Genomic DNA, 18,122 nt, shown 5'->3' with positions numbered 1-18,122 from the left:
AGGTGTACAGATGTTTGTCGATCAGGTCAAAATTAACTTAAAAGCAGGCGACGGTGGTAACGGCATTGTGGCTTATAGACGTGAGAAATATGTACCGTTAGGCGGTCCTGCAGGTGGTGACGGTGGCAAAGGGGCTTCCGTTATCTTCGAAGTAGACGAAGGATTAAGAACATTGCTCGATTTTAGATTCCAGCGGATGTTCAAAGCAGATAAAGGTGAAAATGGACAAACGAGTAATATGCACGGGCGAGGTGCGAAAGATTTAATACTGAAAGTACCACCGGGCACCATCATCAAAAATGCTGAGACTGAAGAAGTCATCGCTGACCTTGTGGTGCACGGCCAGCAGGCAGTGGTCGCAAAAGGCGGCCGTGGTGGCCGAGGTAACTCGAGATTTGCCTCAGCTTCGAATCCCGCACCGGAGTTCAGTGAAAACGGTGAGCCGGGTGAGGAAATCGAAGTAGTACTGGAACTTAAGTTGATGGCAGATGTTGGATTGGTCGGCTTCCCAAGTGTCGGTAAATCAACATTATTATCTATCGTGTCAAAGGCCAAACCTAAAATCGGTGCCTATCATTTTACAACAATCAAACCGAATCTCGGTGTCGTACAGACGAAGGATAACCGCAGCTTTGTAATGGCGGATCTGCCGGGTCTGATTGAAGGGGCTTCTGAAGGTGTCGGTCTAGGGCACCAGTTCCTGCGTCACGTTGAGCGCACACGGGTAATCATTCATATCATTGATATGGGACGGACAGATGGTCGTGATCCTTATGAGGATTATGTGACGATTAACAAAGAATTAAAGCAGTATAACGCCAAGCTCGCAAAACGACCACAAATCGTTGTGGCTAATAAAATGGATATGCTTGGTGCTGATGACAACTTAGAGCTGTTTAAGGAAGAAGTCGGTGATGATATTGAAATCATTGAACTGAGTGCAGCGACTTATCAAAATATCGATACATTGTTATACCGCGTAGCAGATTTACTTGATGCCACTCAAGATGTGGACTATGATCTTGATGATGAAGATACAGCAGTTCACCGTGTCATGTACAAACATGAGAAATCAGCAGATCACTTTGAAATCACACGTGATGACGATGGTGCTTACGTCGTCAGCGGTAACGCCATTGAACGGATGTTCAAGATGACAGATTTCACCCGCGATGCTGCAGTGAGACGATTTGCCCGTCAAATGCGGACGATGGGTATCGATGATGCGCTGCGCGCCCGTGGTGCTAAAAACGGCGATATCGTCCGGATTTTACGCGGGGAATTTGAATTCGTAGAGTAGGTGACTGTATGGCCGATAACAAGAAATATTACTTGATCAGAGAAGACGTGCTGCCTGAGTCTATAAAGAAGACATTGAAAGTGAAAGAACTTCTTGATAATGAGCCGCACCTTGCTATCTTTGACGCAGTCAAACGCTTTGATTTGTCGCGCAGTGCTTTTTACAAATACAAGGACACTATTTTTCCGGTTGATGATTCATCGTCAGAACGTCATATGACCATTCTGCTCCATGTCGATGATACGGTCGGATTATTAAGTCGTGTCCTTGAGTTTATCGCACTAGAACAAGGTTCAGTGCTCACCATCCACCAAAGTCTGCCGATCAAAGACAAGACAACGATTACGATGACATTAAATGCCACCTCTATGGATGCGACCATCAACGGGCTGCTGGATCAGTTGAAGCAGCTCGATGGTGTCAATCAAGTACAGTTAATAGGGGTGACTATGTAAGGAGGAGCTATGTACGCATATTTAAAGGGGACACTTAATCAAATCTACCCGACGCATGTCGTTGTAGATATCGGGGGGATAGGTTATGAGTGCTTGACACCTAACCCTTACCGCTTTCAGAAATTCCTGAACGATGAGCTGCAAATATACACTCAGCTCATCGTGAGAGAAGATGCACATACGCTTTATGGTTTTCAGTCTGAGGAGGAAAAAGGATTGTTTCTGTCGCTGATCAAAGTGACGGGTATCGGTCCGAAATCAGCGCTGGCGATTCTTGCAACCAGCACGCCGCATGAAGTCAAACAAGCCATTGAGCAGGAAAATGAAGCCTATTTAATTAAGTTTCCTGGTATCGGCAAGAAAACAGCAAGACAAATCATTCTCGACTTAAAAGGTAAGCTCTTGATTGTCGATGAATCAGCGCTCTTTGATGACTATGAAGAAAATGATTCAGTGGCTGAAGCACTGCTGGCACTTGAAGCACTCGGCTATTCAAGTCGTGAACTCGCTAAAGTGGAGAAACAACTGAAAGCTGAAAAAATTAAAGAAGTAGATGAAAACATCAAACGCGGCTTGCAGATATTAGTGTCTTAAGGAAGTGATAGAATGGAAGAACGGATGATGGATGATACGCTGATGGATTTAGAGGAAGCGAACAATGAACTTAAGCTGCGTCCGACACTGCTCCATCAATACATCGGTCAGAATAAGTTGAAGAACAACCTTAACATCTTTATTCAGGCGGCTAAACTCAGAAATGAAGCTCTGGACCATGTCCTTCTCTATGGACCGCCGGGACTCGGCAAGACGACCCTTGCTAACATTATCGCAAATGAACTTGACGTCAACATCAGAACAACATCAGGACCTTCTATTGAACGTCCGGGAGATCTTGCAGCTATCTTATCATCACTGAATGCAGGCGATGTGTTGTTCATAGATGAGATTCATCGGCTGTCCCGTGTGGTAGAGGAAATTCTCTATCCTGCAATGGAAGATTTCTGCCTTGATATTGTGGTCGGTAAGGGAGAGGAAGCAAGAAGTATTAGAATTGACCTGCCACCCTTTACTTTAGTTGGTGCAACGACGCGTGCAGGCAGCTTATCAGCACCCCTTCGTGATAGATTCGGTGTGCATCTACGTCTTGATTATTATGATGACCAGGATTTAATGGAAATCATTACACGGACTGCAGAAGTATTTGACGTGTCTATCGATGCTGATTCTGCAGCGGAAATAGCCAGCAGAAGCCGTGGGACACCCCGCATCGCTAACCGGCTGCTGCGTCGCGTTCGTGACTTTGCTCAAGTCAACGGCGAAGCGCATATTGAAGTCGCGACAACAACGCAGTCTTTGAATATGCTGCAAGTCGATAAGCACGGGCTGGATCACATCGACCATAAAATTATGACGAATATTATTGAACGTTATAATGGCGGACCTGTCGGACTTGATACAATAGCAGTGAGTGTCGGTGAAGAACGCGTAACCATTGAAGACGTTTATGAGCCGTTTCTTATCCAGAAAGGCTTTTTAGAACGCACGACGCGTGGCCGGCAGGCGACACCGCTCGCATATGAACATTTTAACTATCCGTATCGTAACGAAAAGAGGAAATAACTGTGAACGTAAATGATTTTGATTTTGATTTACCTGAAGAACTGATAGCTCAGACGCCGCTTCTAGACCGTACGGCCAGCCGTCTGATGCTGTTGAATAAAGAGACAGGTGACGTGTCACATCGACACTTCAAAGATATTATCGATTATTTAATGCCGGGAGATACATTGGTATTGAACGATACTAAAGTGATGCCTGCACGTCTGTTTGGCATCAAAGAGGAAACAGGCGCTAAAGTAGAGATGCTCATGCTGAAGCAGCTTGAAGATAATGACTGGGAAGTGCTGATCAAACCTGCTAAACGAATCACAGAAGGAACAGTCGTTTCTTTTGGCGAAGGAAAGCTGAAAGCAGTGTGCAGAGAAAGCCTGGCCCAAGGCGGCAGAATTATGACGCTTGAATATGATGGCATTCTGCAGGAACGTCTTGAAGAACTGGGTGAAATGCCGCTGCCTCCGTACATTAAGGAGAAGCTGGAAGATCAGTCGCGTTATCAGACAGTCTACGCTAAAGCACTGGGTTCTGCTGCAGCACCCACTGCCGGACTTCATTTTACTGAGGCGCTGCTGACAGCGATTAAAGATAAAGGCGTCAATGTCACCTATATTACACTGCACGTTGGTCTCGGCACTTTCAGACCAGTCAGTGTCGACAATGTAGAAGAGCATGATATGCATAGTGAATACTACGAAATGACTGCAGAGACCGCAGCGCTGCTCAACCAAACAAAAGCATCGGGTCACCGCATTATTACGGTCGGTACAACTTCAACACGGACGTTAGAAACGATTGCGTCAACTGAAGGGACATTTAAAGAAACATCCGGCTGGACTGATATATTCATTTATCCGGGTTATGAATTTAAAGGGATTGATGCGATGATTACCAATTTTCATCTGCCGAAATCAACATTGATGATGCTGATTTCCAGCTTATCAACAAGAGAACATGTGCTGAACGCTTACAGACAGGCTGTCGAAGAAAAATATCGGTTCTTCAGCTTTGGCGATGCCATGTTCATCTATTAAAGGAGATTATTATGCCAGCTGTAACTTATGAACATATAAAAACATGTAAACAATCAGGGGCACGTCTCGGAATTGTCCATACACCGCACGGATCGTTCGAGACACCGATGTTTATGCCGGTCGGAACTCAAGCAACAGTCAAAACGATGAGTCCGGAAGAACTCAAGGCAATGAACGCCAAGATTATATTAAGTAATACATATCACCTCTGGCTGCGTCCAGGTAATGATGTCATCAAAGAAGCAGGAGGACTCCACCAGTTCATGAACTGGGATGGGCCGATACTGACTGACTCGGGTGGTTTTCAAGTGTTCAGTCTAAGTGATATGCGTAAAATCGAAGAAGAAGGCGTCCACTTCAGACATCATTTAAATGGTTCAAAATTATTTTTAAGTCCTGAAAAAGCGATGCAGATTCAAAATGATTTAGGCTCTGATATCATGATGGCATTTGATGAATGTCCGCCGATGCCTGCCGAGTATAAGTACGTCAAGGATTCAATAGAACGGACATCCCGCTGGGCGGAACGCTGTCTGAAGGCACATCAAAGACCAGAGGATCAGGCACTGTTCGGTATTATTCAAGGCGGTGAATACGAAGATCTACGTACGCAGAGTGCTAAAGATTTAGTATCACTGGATTTCCCTGGATACGCCATCGGGGGCTTATCTGTCGGTGAACCCAAACCCGTGATGTATCGCATGCTGGAACACACGACACCGTTGATGCCGTTTAATAAACCTCGTTATTTAATGGGGGTCGGCTCTCCCGATGCACTGATAGAAGGGGCTATACGTGGTATCGATATGTTTGACTGTGTACTGCCGACACGAATTGCCCGTAATGGAACGTGCATGACATCACAGGGACGTGTGGTTGTCAAAAATGCCAAGTACGAGCGTGATTTCACGCCGCTTGACCCACATTGTGACTGCTATACATGTAAAAATTATACGAAAGCCTACATTCGTCATTTAATTAAAGCAGATGAGACATTCGGTATCAGATTGACGACGATCCATAATCTGCATTTTCTATTGAATATGATGGAAGAAGTACGTGACGCGATTCGTCATGACAGACTTCTTGATTACAAAGAAGAATTCTTCGAAAACTATGGCTTGAATGTTGAAAACCCAAAAAACTTCTAGGAGGCTACTATGAACGATCAATTTCAATTTATACTGTTAAATATTCTACCGTTACTCGTTCTTCTGCTGGTCGCGTATTTTGCAATCATCAGACCGGGACAGAAACGTGCAAAATCTCAGCAGCAGTTGATGCAAAGTTTAAAACGCGGGGATAAGATTACCACTATCGGCGGCATTCACGGAACAGTTCGTTCAGTGGACACTAAAACAGTGACCATCGCTGTCAACAGTAAAGGTCATGAACTGACATTGGACAAAGAAGCTGTAAAATCTACAAGACCGTCATAAATTATTGTAATCATCTGGATCAACTGTGATATGATAATGTCATATTTTTGTATGCGACTGATTATTAAGAGGTGAAAGTGTGAAAAAGCGTAGTAGAATTGTTGCTCTTGTACTGATTACAGTCCTATTGTTCACATTGATAGGGGTAACAGCTAAAAACATTATGAAAGATGTTAATCTCGGACTGGATCTGCAAGGCGGTTTTGAAGTACTTTACAAAGTAAAACCGCTTGAAAAGGGCGATAAAATTGATGATACAGCAGTTAAAGCGACAAGTGAGACACTGGAATCACGCGTCAATGTCCTTGGGATCTCTGAACCTAAAATTCAAATCGAGGAAGGCAACCGAATCCGTGTCCAGTTAGCAGGTGTCAAAGACCAGAATGAAGCACGTGACATTCTGTCGACAAGTGCCAACCTCACTATTCGTGATGCGAACGATAAACTGCTGCTCTCCGGTAAAGATTTAGTCCAAGGGGCAGCGAAACAAGGATTCAAGCAGAATACTAATGAACCGAATGTCTTATTGAAATTGAAATCCGCAGATAAATTCAAAGAAGTGACTGACAAAGTCTCTAAAATGAATCCAAACATCATGGTTATCTGGATGGACTTTGAAGAAGGTAAAGATAGTTATGAAGCAGAAGTTAAACGGGAGCAGGAAGGCAAAGAGCCGAAATATGTAAGTGCTGCTTCTGTAAGTGGTCCGATCAACTCCAGTGATGTGGAAATTTCCGGAGGATTTAACGGTGAAGATGGGCTGCAACGAGCTAAAAACATCGCGGATCTTCTGAATGCTGGCTCACTGCCGGTTAAGCTGGATGAAATTTATTCAACATCAGTCGGGGCTCAGTTCGGCCAGGATGCGCTGCAAAAGACGCTGCTTGCTTCAGCGATAGGTGTAGGAATTATCTTTCTCTTCATGGTGTTGTATTATAAGCTGCCTGGTTTAATAGCGGTCATTACGCTCTCAGCTTATATTTATTTGACACTCCTGGCATTCAATTTAATTAACGGTGTGTTAACGCTGCCTGGTATCGCTGCGCTTGTACTGGGTGTTGGGATGGCAGTAGATGCCAATATCATCATGTATGAACGGATAAAAGATGAATTGAAGATCGGCCGCAGTATTAAACAGGCTTATCAAAAAGGGTCTCAATCCTCATTCCTGACGATCTTTGATGCCAATATTACAACAGTGCTTGCAGCGCTTGTATTGTTCATCTTCGGCGTCAGCAGCGTCAAAGGTTTTGCGACGATGCTGTTACTTGCGATACTTATGAGTTTTATCACATCAGTATTTTTTACACGGTTGTTATTATCGCTATTGGTCAATTCAAATATGTTCAAAGATAAATTCAGCTGGTTCGGTGTCAAACCTTCCAATCGTCATGATTTGAATGAAGGAATTGATGTTCACGATCTTCATTCAAAATGGGATAAGATTGACTTTGTCAAACTTGCGAAACCCCTATTGATTGCTTCACTGATCACGATTCTTCTTGGTGCAGCTTCTCTTGCAATATTCAAATTGAATCTAGGGATTGATTTCACCAGTGGTACACGTGTCGATGTGAAGAGTGAGCAGCCGATTAAAGTAGCAGCGCTTAAACAGACGTTGGACGACATTGATCTGCCGACTGACAACGTGACTTTAGCTGGAACCAATAATGAAAATGGGGTTGTCCAGTACAAAGAGGCTTTGTCTAAAGATCAAATTCAGGACTTAAAATCAGCGATAGATGATGCATATGGATTCGAACCGAATGTCAATACAGTATCGCCTGTTATCGGTAAAGAGCTGGCAAAAAATGCGATGATTGCAACATTGATCGCTTCACTGGGCATTATTCTATACGTGACGTTCCGTTTCGAATGGCGGATGGGGTTAACTTCAGTACTGGCATTACTTCACGACGCTTTCTTGATTGTCGCTGTCTTCAGCATCATCAGATTTGAAGTGGATATGACATTTATTGCAGCGGTACTGACAATCATCGGTTATTCTATCAATGATACTATTGTGACATTTGACCGGGTGCGCGAAAATCTTCATAAAATGAAAGTGATCACTGCACCGGAACAGATTGACCGAATCGTCAACAGCTCAATCAGACAGACAATGACGCGCTCGATCAATACAGTGCTGACTGTCATTATCGTTGTCGTAGCATTGATTGTACTCGGTGCCCCAAGTATCTTCAACTTCTCCGTTGCACTGCTTATCGGTTTACTATCCGGTGTGTTCAGTTCGATATTCATCGCTGTTCCATTATGGGGTATTCTAAAAAAACGCCAGCTTAAAAATAATGGCGGCCGATTGACTGTATACGAAGAAAAAGTAAAAAATGATGAAAAAATTTACGTATAACAACTGATTTGTCACATACTTGTTAACCGTCATATGATTATGACGGTTTTTTTGATCGCTCTAATGATAATGAAATTAAAAATATGAATCGCTGCGTGATAACTTTGAGTTGAAGGTGCAGCTCATGTATAATAAAACGGTCAGGAGGATGTATATGACTGTAAAAAAACAATGGGTGATGGGTAGTGATGCACCACTCGACCCTTCTCTGATCAAGACATTTAAAATCACTCCTTTAGTTGAGAAAGTACTGGCTGCTAGAAATATCACTGAACGCAGCCAGATAGAAGACTTATTATCGGATGGCAATGTTCACGACCCCTTTCTCATGTATGGTATGGACGAGGCAGTCAAGCGTATTCATCAAGCTGTTGCAGCAGATGAACCTATTTTAGTTTATGGGGATTATGATGCGGATGGCGTAACAAGTGTCACTGTTCTGACTTATGCACTTGAACAACTGGGTGCAATGACAGATTTTTATATCCCAAACCGTTTTACAGAAGGGTACGGCCCTAATGAAGCGGCATTTAAGTATGCAGCTGACGAAGGTGTCGGCTTGATTATTACGGTTGATAACGGAATCAAAGGTCATCATGAAGTAGAAGTGGCTCGATCACTTGGTGTCGATGTCATTATTACAGACCACCACGAAATAGGAACGACCATTCCTAATGCTTACGCTGTCATCCATCCTGCTCATCCAGCAGGTGAATACCCTTGTCCTGATTTAGCAGGAGTCGGTGTTGCCTATAAACTTGCAACGGCACTTCTTGGACGTGAACTTCCGGAACTGCTCGGATTCACAGCGATAGGTACGGTCAGTGACCTTGTGCCGTTGACCGGTGAAAACAGGATGCTGGTCAAGCTCGGACTCAGTCAGCTGAATCAGCAGCAGCCGGCCGGTATTAAGGCATTGCTGCAAGTAGCTAAGCATAGTGGTGCAATCACAGAGGAAACAATCGGCTTTTTGATCGGCCCGCGCTTGAATGCGGTCGGTCGACTGGATGATGCGAGACCAGCCGCTGAACTGTTAATGGAACAAGATATGGAATCCTGTATTTTTCTGGCGGAGCAGGTTGATCAGTTGAATGTTGAAAGAAAACAGATTGTCGAAGATATTGTGAAAGAAGCGCTCGTCATTGCGGAAGATAAAGTGATGAGGGGATATAATTTTCTTGTCGTGGCAGGTGAAGACTGGAATGAAGGTGTTCTCGGTATCGTGGCGTCTCAACTTGTCGAGCGCTATTATATGCCGGTCATTGTGTTGAATATCAATGCTGCAGGATATGCAAAAGGTTCTGCAAGAAGTGTTCCTCAAGTATCTATGTATGACTATCTTAACGCTGAAATAGAACTGCTCACGAAGTTCGGTGGTCATCATATGGCAGCCGGTCTGACTATGGCGCTTGACAATGTCGAGACTCTCGAAAGTCGGTTGAATGACAGACTCAATCATTATTTAGTGAACCATGAACTGACTCCGGTCATCGCTGTTGATGCAGAGGTGACCATGGAAGAAGTGACGGTGGATAATATTCATCAACTGGACCGTTTGAGACCTTTCGGCACGAATAATCCTCAGCCAGTCTTTAGTTTGAAAGGTGCGACGATCACTCAGATCAAAGCCATCGGACAACAAGGAGCGCATCTGAAAATGACGCTGGATAATCAGCTGAATGTGCTGAAATGGTCAGCCGGCGAACTCATTCATGACTATCCTGAAGGCACGACTGTAGATGTGTGCGGAAAGTTTCAATTGAATGAATGGAACGGCCATGTCTCTCCGCAATTAATGATGGAAGACATGGTATCTGATCAAATTCGATTGGTAGATTATCGTAACCAGCATCAGAACTCATTTGCATTTCTCAAAAATGAGCCGGTTATATACTTGATTAACAACAACCGAAAAAAGAATGGCAGTAAATATTATTTTTATGGTGAGAATATATCAGGACATGATAAAATTGTTTTGAGAGATCTGCCGGCAGATCTTGAAGCATTCTATGAGACGATGAAGTCTTCGACAGCCAGTCAAATCTTTGTGATCTTTCATGAAGTCAATCAAGTCTACTTCGAAGGTATGCCGAGCCTCGATAAGTTCAGAGCATTGTACAAACTGATGGTCAACAGCCCTGTTGTTCTTGTGCGGGACGGACTGACTCTTACACAGCGGTTGAATGTATCGCCGAATGTTCTGTTGTTCATGCTGACAGTGATGACTGAACTGGGACTAGCTACTCACGATGGTGAGACTTATCAACTCAATTTAACTGCCGGCAAAGTAGAAATTCCGTCAGCTCTGTCGTATCAGCAGCGTGATCATCAACTGCAGGTAGAACAGCTGCTGTTATTCTCATCATTTGACAAAGTGAAGTCACTGATATTAGAAAAAATGAATTAGTCTTAGGAGGACATTATGGATTTAAAACAATATATTTCAGAAGTTCCAGATTGGCCGATTCCTGGCGTCAGTTTCAAAGATATTACGACGATCATGGATAACGGAGAAGCATACAAATATGCTACGGATCAAATCGTGCGTTTTGCCAAGGAAAAGAATATCGATGTAGTAGTCGGTCCGGAAGCGCGCGGCTTTATCATCGGCTGCCCGGTAAGCTATGCTTTGAGTATCGGTTTTGCGCCTGTCAGAAAAGAAGGCAAACTGCCGCGTGAAGTCATCCGCTATGAATATGACCTGGAATATGGATCCAATGTTCTGACGATGCATAAAGATGCCATCAAACCTGGACAGCGTGTACTGATTACGGATGATCTGCTCGCTACAGGAGGTACGATTGAAGCGACGATTAAATTAGTCGAAGAATTAGGCGGTATCGTTGCAGGGATTGCGTTTATTATCGATTTAAAATACTTGAACGGTATGGAAAAGCTGCAAGGTTATGACGTACTTTCACTTGTTTCATACGAAGAAGAATAATACAGCGGATGCTGTATTATTCTTTTTTTCATATGTTTATTTATCATAAAATATGTAGTATGATATTAACATTATTAAACAAGTGAGGTGAAGGCATGAATAATGAATATCCGTACACTGTCGATGATGTCCTGGCAATGACAAAGGCCTATTTAACAGATGACGATTATCAGCTTGTAGTAAAGAGTTATATGCTGGCAGAAGAAGCCCATGCAGGCCAGTTTCGAAAAAATGGATTACCTTATATCATGCATCCCATTCAGGTCGCAGGAATTCTTGCAGAGATGAAACTGGATGGCCCGACGATAGTGGCTGGGTTTCTACACGATGTAGTAGAAGATACACCCTATACGTATAAAGACTTAGTGAATATGTTCAACGAGGAAGTAGCTGCTATTGTTGACGGGGTCACTAAGCTTGAAAAAGTAAAATATCGATCCAAAGCGGAGCAGCAGGCGGAAAATCACCGTAAATTGTTTATCGCCATCGCTAAAGATGTCAGAGTCATCTTAGTGAAACTCGCTGACCGGTTACATAATATGCGGACGCTGAAAGCCATGCCGCACGAGAAGCAGGTGAGAATCGCCAAGGAAACATTGGAAATTTATGCGCCGCTTGCTCATAGACTGGGTATCAACACCATCAAGTGGGAACTTGAAGATATCTCGCTGCGTTATATTGATAGTATTCAATATTTCCGTATTGTTCATCTGATGAAGAAGAAGCGGAGTGAACGTGAAGCTTATATCGATAATGCGATTGAGAATATCGAACATGAGATGCGGATTACCGGTATTGACGGCAATATTTCGGGCAGGCCTAAACATATTTACAGTATTTACCGTAAAATGGTCAAACAGAAAAAGCAGTTCGATCAAATTTTCGATCTGCTCGCTATACGTGTCATTGTTAATTCTATTAAAGATTGTTATGCAGTGCTCGGATTAGTACATACATTATGGAAACCGATGCCCGGTAGATTCAAAGATTATATCGCCATGCCTAAGCCGAACATGTATCAGTCATTACATACGACTGTTGTCGGTCCAAACGGTGATCCTCTTGAAATTCAAATTCGGACACTTGAAATGCATGAAATTGCAGAGCACGGGGTAGCTGCACACTGGGCATACAAAGAAGGTAAAAACTTAGTCAATACAGACGAAGCCAAAAACTTAAGTAAAATGAACTGGATCAAGGAGATTGAAGAGACGGACTCCACATCGATGGATGCGGAAGCATTCATGGAATCTCTGAAGTACGATCTGCAGAGTGACAAAGTGTATGTCTTTACTCCTGAAAGTGATGTCGTAGAACTCCCGCTCGGCGCTGTACCGATTGATTTTGCGTATGCTGTCCATAGTGAAGTCGGCAATAAAATGATCGGCGCCAAAGTCAACGGTAAAATCGTACCGATTGATTATCAGCTTAATACCGGTGATATTATTGAAATCAGAACATCGAAACATTCCTATGGTCCAAGTAGAGACTGGTTGAAGATCGTCAAGTCTTCCAGTGCGAAAAGTAAAATTCGCAGCTTCTTCAAAAAGCAGGACCGGTCAAGCAATGTCGAAAAAGGAAAGTTCATGATTGAAGCTGAAATCAAAGAGCAGGGATTCAGAGCCGACGAAATATTGACAGCTGAAAACTTCAATGTCTTAATGGATAAATACAGATTTTCGCATATGGATGATATCTATGCAGCGGTCGGTTTCGGCGGTCTCAGTGCAGGCAGTGTCGTAGCAAAGATGACTGAAAAAATGCGTATTAAGCAAAAAGAGCAGGCACTTAATCAAGTCCAGGAAGTCAATAAATCGCTGAACATCAAAAAAGATATACAGACAGAATCTGGTGTGTATGTTGAAGGCATGGACAATATGCTGATTAAACTATCAAAGTGCTGCAATCCAGTGCCCGGGGATGATATTGTCGGTTATATTACGAAAGGACACGGTGTCAAAGTCCATCGTACAGACTGTCCGAACATTAAAGATGAGACAGAACGTATCATTGATGTGGAATGGGTTGAATCGACGAATTCTAACAAAACTTATCAAGTCGATCTTGAGATCAAAGCTTATGACCGAAACGGTCTTCTTAATGAAGTACTGCAGGCAGTCAATGCCACAAAAATTGCATTAGTGCAGGTCAGTGGTCGTGCAGACATCGATAAACGCGCTAAAATCAATATCAGTATCATGGTCAAAAATGTCAATGATATCTATAAAGTAGTAGAAAAAATAAAGCAGTTGAGTGATATCTACACTGTGACCCGAATCTGGAACTGAGGTGTATGATGAAAGTAGTATTACAAAGAGTGAAACGTGCGTCTGTGAAAAGCGCAGATATTTATAATGAAATAGGCAATGGCTTGCTGCTGTTGGTTGGAATCGGTGAAAATACGGTTGAAGCGGATCTTGCAGTGATGGCGAAAAAAATCGCTCATGCAAGATTATTTGAGGATGCTGATGAAAAAATGAATCTTTCCATTAAAGAGGCTGCGGGGGAGATCTTATCGATTTCACAGTTTACTTTGTACGCTGACGTCAAAAAAGGGAACCGGCCGAGTTTCACACGTGCTATGAAGCCGGACATGGCACGTACTTATTACGAGACATTCAATCGACTTCTTGAAAGTGAAGGTATTGCAGTCAAAGCAGGAGATTTTGGCGCCATGATGGCTATTGAATTGATCAATGATGGTCCAGTGACTGTCATATATGAAGCGGCGGAAGGTAAAATTCAATGAGCCGTCAACGTAAACTGAAGACACCGGTTTATATTGTAATAGCTTTGATTGCTGGTATTATAGTGGCACTATTGTTATTTAATCTATTCACCAGCCGAGGTGAGGAACCGAAACGTTTGTCGATGATTGAAAATTCATCACTGAGAACAGGACCCCAGGCCATTTATCCTGCGATTTATGCAGTAGAAAAAGGTGACCGCTTTGATATTATAGACCATCAGAAAAAATGGTATTATGTCAAAGACAAAGAGGGTCGAAAAGGATGGATCGCTGGCTGGCACACAACTCTTGATATAGAACAGGACAAAGTTGTTCAGAAAAATCCATTTAAAGGAAAGACCATTCTGCTGGATCCGGGACATGGCGGTTCTGACCAGGGGGCAAGCAGCAGCACAGGCACGCTCGAAAAAGAAGTGACTTTACAGACCGCATTGATTCTGCGCGATAAATTAAAGGCAGAAGGAGCAACTGTGTTAATGACGCGTGATACAGATGACTATGTCAAACTGAAGGACCGTAAAGGCGTGGCGGATGCATTCATCAGTATTCATAGCGATGCGCTTAAAGAGAGCTCTCCGCACGGATTGACTGTGTATTACTATAATGAATCGCAGAAGTCTCTAGCGGATACACTGCACCAATCGATAAGCGACAAGACATTACTATCAGATAGAGGCGTGAGACAGGCGGATTTTCAAGTCATTCGCCAGACTAAAATCCCTGCTGTCCTTCTTGAACTCGGTTATATCAGTAATCCTACCGATGAAACGATGATGAACGACAAAGTCTACCGACAGCTGGTGACCACATCGATTGTCGATGGTTTGAGAAACTACTTTCTTTATTAGCTTGACTTTAACACAGTGAAGAAGTAAGATGAACTTAATTACAGATTAAAACCGCTTGAACCTGTCAAAGTTATATTGTTTTCTTATTAGAGACATCTACAGCTGCTGAAAGTAGATGAGGAGCATATGACTGTGAACAACAGGTGAGGTTGTTCTATGAAAAGTAGAACCGTCAGACAAACGATACTTGTCCTTAAGAGTGGATACATCATGTATCAATTTGGGTGGCAACACGGTTATTCGTCCCTTATGCGCAATTGCGTATAAGGGCTTTTTTTATTTTAAGGAGGTTTGTAAAGATGATCAATATACCGAGAGGAACACAGGATATACTTCCGCAGGACACGCCTAAATGGCGATATGTTGAATCGAAATTAAATGAAATTGCGGCTGATTATAATTATAAGGAAATTAGAACGCCGATGTTTGAAAGTACAGATTTATTTTCAAGAGGTGTCGGTGATTCTACAGATATCGTACAAAAAGAAATGTACACTTTCAAAGATAAAAGTGACCGCAGCATGACACTGCGTCCTGAAGGCACTGCTGCAGTGGTCCGCAGCTATATAGAGAATAAGATGTATGGTGATGCAAATCAACCGGTGAAATTGTATTATACGGGCCCGATGTTCAGATATGAGCGCAAACAAAAAGGACGTTATCGTCAATTTGTACAGTTTGGTGTTGAAGCTATCGGAGCTGAGAATCCTGCGATTGATGCTGAAGTGCTGCACATGCTGTATCATATCTATAGCTCATTTGGGTTGAAATCATTGAAGCTTGTCATTAATTCAATCGGTGATATGGACTCACGAAAAGAATATAAAGAGGCGCTCGTTGAACACTTTACACCGCATATCGATGGTTTCTGTCAGGACTGTCAAAATCGACTTCATACGAATCCCATGCGTATTCTGGACTGCAAAGTGGATAAAGATCAGCCGTCTGTCAAGACAGCACCTAAAATCACGAATTATTTAAATGATTATTCCAGAAACTATTATGACGAAGTTAAGAAAAATCTAGATATTTTAGGAATTCCATATGTGGAGGATGCAAGTCTTGTCAGAGGACTTGATTATTATACGCATACAGCATTTGAGATGATGAGTGAAGCAGAAGGATTCGGAGCGATTACTACGTTATGCGGCGGTGGTCGTTATAACGGACTACTTGAAATGCTTGATGGACCAAGTGAAACGGGAATCGGTTTCGCGCTCAGTATTGAACGACTGCTGCTGGCACTTGAAGCAGAAGGAATTGAACTTGAGGTAGAGGAACCGATTGAGTTGTTTGTTGTAACGATGCCGGATACAGAAGCTCATGGACTGAAACTCTTGGCAGATTTGAGAACTGCAGGAATCAGCTGCGACATGGATTACTTGAAACGCAAAGTGAAAGGACAGTTCAAACAGGCGGACCGTCTCCATGCTAAATACACAGTTGTCCTTGGTTCAAATGAAATTGAGACAAATCAAGTGAAGCTGAAGGAAATGGCGACAGGCAATGAAACAGAACTGTCACTAGAAAATATGACAGCATATATAAAGGAGAGACGATAAATGGAACGAACGACTTATTGCGGATTGGTGACTGAAGACTATATTGGAATGGAGATTGTACTGAAAGGATGGGTACAGAGACGTCGAGATTTAGGTGGACTGATCTTTATCGATTTAAGAGATAGAGAAGGTATTGTACAAGTCGTATTCAATCCCGACTTCTCAGCTGCAGCACTTCAAACTGCTGAAACGCTGCGTTCTGAATATGTGATAGAAGTTAAAGGGAAAGTAACTGCTCGTGACGAATCAGCTGTCAATCTTAAGCTGAAAACAGGTAAAGTTGAAGTGCAGGTCAGTGAAGTCGTGGTCATCAACAAATCTGAAACACCGCCGTTCCAGATTGAGTCAGATGTTGATGTCGCTGAAGATATTAGATTGAAATATCGCTATCTCGATCTGCGCCGTGAATCACTGGCAAACACGTTCAAAGTGCGTCATCAAGTGACACGTGCAGTGCGCAATTACTTGGATGAATCCGGGTTCTATGAAGTAGAAACTCCGGTATTGACTAAGTCAACACCGGAAGGAGCGCGTGATTACCTCGTACCATCCCGTGTACATGAAGGAGAGTTCTATGCACTGCCTCAGTCCCCGCAAATATTCAAGCAGCTGTTAATGATTGGTGGATTTGACAAATACTATCAAATCGTCAAATGTTTCCGCGACGAAGACTTACGTGCTGACCGTCAACCTGAATTCACTCAGATCGATATCGAGATGAGCTTTGTGGATCAGGAAGATGTGATGCGTATGAATGAAGGTATGATGGCACGCATTATGAAAGAAGTGAAAGGTATTGATGTCAAGCTACCTTTCCCTCGCATGACTTATGAAGAAGCCATGCGTGATTACGGTATCGATAAGCCGGATACTCGTTTCGATATGAAGCTTAAGACATTGAATACACTTGCAGCTCAGATGGACTTCAAAGTATTTAAAGAAGCAGTTGATAATGGCGGTTCTGTCAAAGCCATTGCTGTAAAAGGTGCAGCCGACAAGTATTCAAGAAAAGATATCGATGCGCTGCAGGACTATGCCAAAGTATACGGGGCAAAAGGTCTGGCCTGGGTCAAAGTGACTGAGGAAGGTTTGAATGGACCCATCGCTAAATTCTTTGATGACAACACGTCAGCTGATCTAATCGCTGAAACAGAAGCAGAAGCTGGTGACCTTGTGTTGTTTGTGGCTGATAAAACGAGTATAGTCAATGCGGCACTTGCCAACTTGCGTAATAAGCTGGGGAAAGATTTGAATCTTATTGCAGAAGATCAGTTCAACTTCCTATGGGTGACGGACTGGCCATTATTTGAATATGACGAGGAAGCCGGCCGCTATTTTGCTGCGCATCATCCGTTCACTGCTCCAAAAAAAGAACATCTCGACATCTTGCTGTCTGACAAAGAACATGTTCAGGCTAATGCATATGACATTGTATTGAACGGCTTTGAGCTTGGCGGCGGTTCTATCCGTATTCATAATCAGGAAGTGCAGGCACAGATGTTTGAAGCACTGGGCTTCAGTAAAGAAGAAGCATATGAACAGTTCGGCTTCTTAATGGATGCCTTCAAATACGGTGCGCCTCCCCACGGTGGTATAGCGCTTGGACTTGATCGTTTAGTCATGCTGCTGGCAGGTAAGAGCAATCTACGTGATGTCATCGCATTTCCTAAAACGGCCTCTGCAACTTGTCTTTTGACTGATGCACCAAGTGCTGTGGATACGGGACAGCTCGATGAATTAAATTTATCACTCAAAACATCTGACTAAGTAAAAATAGTTGCATTTTAAATATAATATGATAATATA

At 43.0% G+C, this 18,122-nt stretch carries 15 protein-coding genes; all 15 read left to right on the top strand.

Going from position 1 to position 18,122, the window contains the following annotated elements:
- The first annotated feature begins 10 nt into the window (after nt 1-10).
- Nucleotides 11-1,300, top strand: a complete 1,290-nt coding sequence (obgE, locus tag AC3IPL_RS06675) for a GTPase ObgE (protein WP_489240017.1) — start codon at nt 11-13, stop codon at nt 1,298-1,300.
- Nucleotides 1,301-1,308: 8 nt separating this feature from the next.
- Nucleotides 1,309-1,755, top strand: coding sequence for an ACT domain-containing protein (locus tag AC3IPL_RS06670; protein ID WP_489240015.1), 447 nt, complete (start codon nt 1,309-1,311; stop codon nt 1,753-1,755).
- Nucleotides 1,756-1,764: 9 nt separating this feature from the next.
- Nucleotides 1,765-2,349, top strand: a complete 585-nt coding sequence (ruvA, locus tag AC3IPL_RS06665; protein ID WP_489240013.1) for a Holliday junction branch migration protein RuvA — start codon at nt 1,765-1,767, stop codon at nt 2,347-2,349.
- 12 nt (nt 2,350-2,361) lie between these two features.
- Nucleotides 2,362-3,375: a Holliday junction branch migration DNA helicase RuvB gene (ruvB, locus tag AC3IPL_RS06660; protein WP_489240011.1), complete on the top strand. Its 1,014-nt coding sequence runs from the start codon at nt 2,362-2,364 to the stop codon at nt 3,373-3,375.
- A gap of 2 nt (nt 3,376-3,377) precedes the next feature.
- On the top strand, nt 3,378-4,403 hold the full coding sequence (gene queA, locus AC3IPL_RS06655) for a tRNA preQ1(34) S-adenosylmethionine ribosyltransferase-isomerase QueA (protein WP_489240009.1): 1,026 nt from the start codon (nt 3,378-3,380) through the stop codon (nt 4,401-4,403).
- 11 nt (nt 4,404-4,414) lie between these two features.
- On the top strand, nt 4,415-5,554 hold the full coding sequence (gene tgt, locus AC3IPL_RS06650) for a tRNA guanosine(34) transglycosylase Tgt (RefSeq protein WP_489240007.1): 1,140 nt from the start codon (nt 4,415-4,417) through the stop codon (nt 5,552-5,554).
- Between the two features lie 9 nt (nt 5,555-5,563).
- Entirely contained in the window at nt 5,564-5,842 is a 279-nt protein-coding gene (yajC, locus tag AC3IPL_RS06645; protein WP_489240005.1) for a preprotein translocase subunit YajC, read from the top strand.
- A 79-nt stretch (nt 5,843-5,921) separates the two neighbouring features.
- Nucleotides 5,922-8,213 carry a protein translocase subunit SecDF gene (gene secDF / locus AC3IPL_RS06640; RefSeq protein ID WP_489240003.1) on the top strand — a complete coding sequence of 764 codons (2,292 nt, stop codon included), beginning with the start codon at nt 5,922-5,924 and terminating at the stop codon, nt 8,211-8,213.
- A gap of 154 nt (nt 8,214-8,367) precedes the next feature.
- Nucleotides 8,368-10,620, top strand: coding sequence for a single-stranded-DNA-specific exonuclease RecJ (recJ, locus tag AC3IPL_RS06635; RefSeq protein ID WP_489240001.1), 2,253 nt, complete (start codon nt 8,368-8,370; stop codon nt 10,618-10,620).
- Nucleotides 10,621-10,635: 15 nt separating this feature from the next.
- Nucleotides 10,636-11,157 carry an adenine phosphoribosyltransferase gene (locus AC3IPL_RS06630; RefSeq protein WP_489239999.1) on the top strand — a complete coding sequence of 174 codons (522 nt, stop codon included), beginning with the start codon at nt 10,636-10,638 and terminating at the stop codon, nt 11,155-11,157.
- A gap of 95 nt (nt 11,158-11,252) precedes the next feature.
- Nucleotides 11,253-13,445 (top strand): RelA/SpoT family protein, encoded by a 2,193-nt coding sequence (locus AC3IPL_RS06625; protein ID WP_489239997.1) that lies wholly within the window; start codon nt 11,253-11,255, stop codon nt 13,443-13,445.
- Between the two features lie 8 nt (nt 13,446-13,453).
- Nucleotides 13,454-13,906 (top strand): D-aminoacyl-tRNA deacylase, encoded by a 453-nt coding sequence (gene dtd / locus AC3IPL_RS06620; protein WP_489239995.1) that lies wholly within the window; start codon nt 13,454-13,456, stop codon nt 13,904-13,906.
- Entirely contained in the window at nt 13,903-14,754 is an 852-nt protein-coding gene (locus AC3IPL_RS06615; RefSeq protein ID WP_489239993.1) for an N-acetylmuramoyl-L-alanine amidase family protein, read from the top strand. Before dtd ends, AC3IPL_RS06615 begins: the two co-directional genes overlap by 4 nt.
- Nucleotides 14,755-15,053: 299 nt before the next feature.
- Nucleotides 15,054-16,316, top strand: coding sequence for a histidine--tRNA ligase (gene hisS / locus AC3IPL_RS06610; protein ID WP_489239991.1), 1,263 nt, complete (start codon nt 15,054-15,056; stop codon nt 16,314-16,316).
- Nucleotides 16,317-18,083: an aspartate--tRNA ligase gene (gene aspS / locus AC3IPL_RS06605; protein ID WP_489239989.1), complete on the top strand. Its 1,767-nt coding sequence runs from the start codon at nt 16,317-16,319 to the stop codon at nt 18,081-18,083.
- Nucleotides 18,084-18,122: the final 39 nt, after the last annotated feature.

Source organism: Macrococcus sp. GL_134, assembly GCF_057834705.1.
This window is presented reverse-complemented; position numbering and strand designations above follow the sequence as displayed.

Bases quoted from the DNA above. Each gene is read 5' to 3' on its own strand.
- yajC (WP_489240005.1), top strand. From the start codon at position 5,564: ATGAACGATCAATTTCAATTTATACTGTTAAATATTCTACCGTTACTC.
- AC3IPL_RS06615 (WP_489239993.1), top strand. From the start codon at position 13,903: ATGAGCCGTCAACGTAAACTGAAGACACCGGTTTATATTGTAATAGCT.
- AC3IPL_RS06670 (WP_489240015.1), top strand. From the start codon at position 1,309: ATGGCCGATAACAAGAAATATTACTTGATCAGAGAAGACGTGCTGCCT.
- AC3IPL_RS06625 (WP_489239997.1), top strand. From the start codon at position 11,253: ATGAATAATGAATATCCGTACACTGTCGATGATGTCCTGGCAATGACA.
- obgE (WP_489240017.1), top strand. From the start codon at position 11: ATGTTTGTCGATCAGGTCAAAATTAACTTAAAAGCAGGCGACGGTGGT.
- hisS (WP_489239991.1), top strand. From the start codon at position 15,054: ATGATCAATATACCGAGAGGAACACAGGATATACTTCCGCAGGACACG.
- AC3IPL_RS06630 (WP_489239999.1), top strand. From the start codon at position 10,636: ATGGATTTAAAACAATATATTTCAGAAGTTCCAGATTGGCCGATTCCT.
- tgt (WP_489240007.1), top strand. From the start codon at position 4,415: ATGCCAGCTGTAACTTATGAACATATAAAAACATGTAAACAATCAGGG.
- dtd (WP_489239995.1), top strand. From the start codon at position 13,454: ATGAAAGTAGTATTACAAAGAGTGAAACGTGCGTCTGTGAAAAGCGCA.
- aspS (WP_489239989.1), top strand. From the start codon at position 16,317: ATGGAACGAACGACTTATTGCGGATTGGTGACTGAAGACTATATTGGA.
- ruvA (WP_489240013.1), top strand. From the start codon at position 1,765: ATGTACGCATATTTAAAGGGGACACTTAATCAAATCTACCCGACGCAT.
- recJ (WP_489240001.1), top strand. From the start codon at position 8,368: ATGACTGTAAAAAAACAATGGGTGATGGGTAGTGATGCACCACTCGAC.
- ruvB (WP_489240011.1), top strand. From the start codon at position 2,362: ATGGAAGAACGGATGATGGATGATACGCTGATGGATTTAGAGGAAGCG.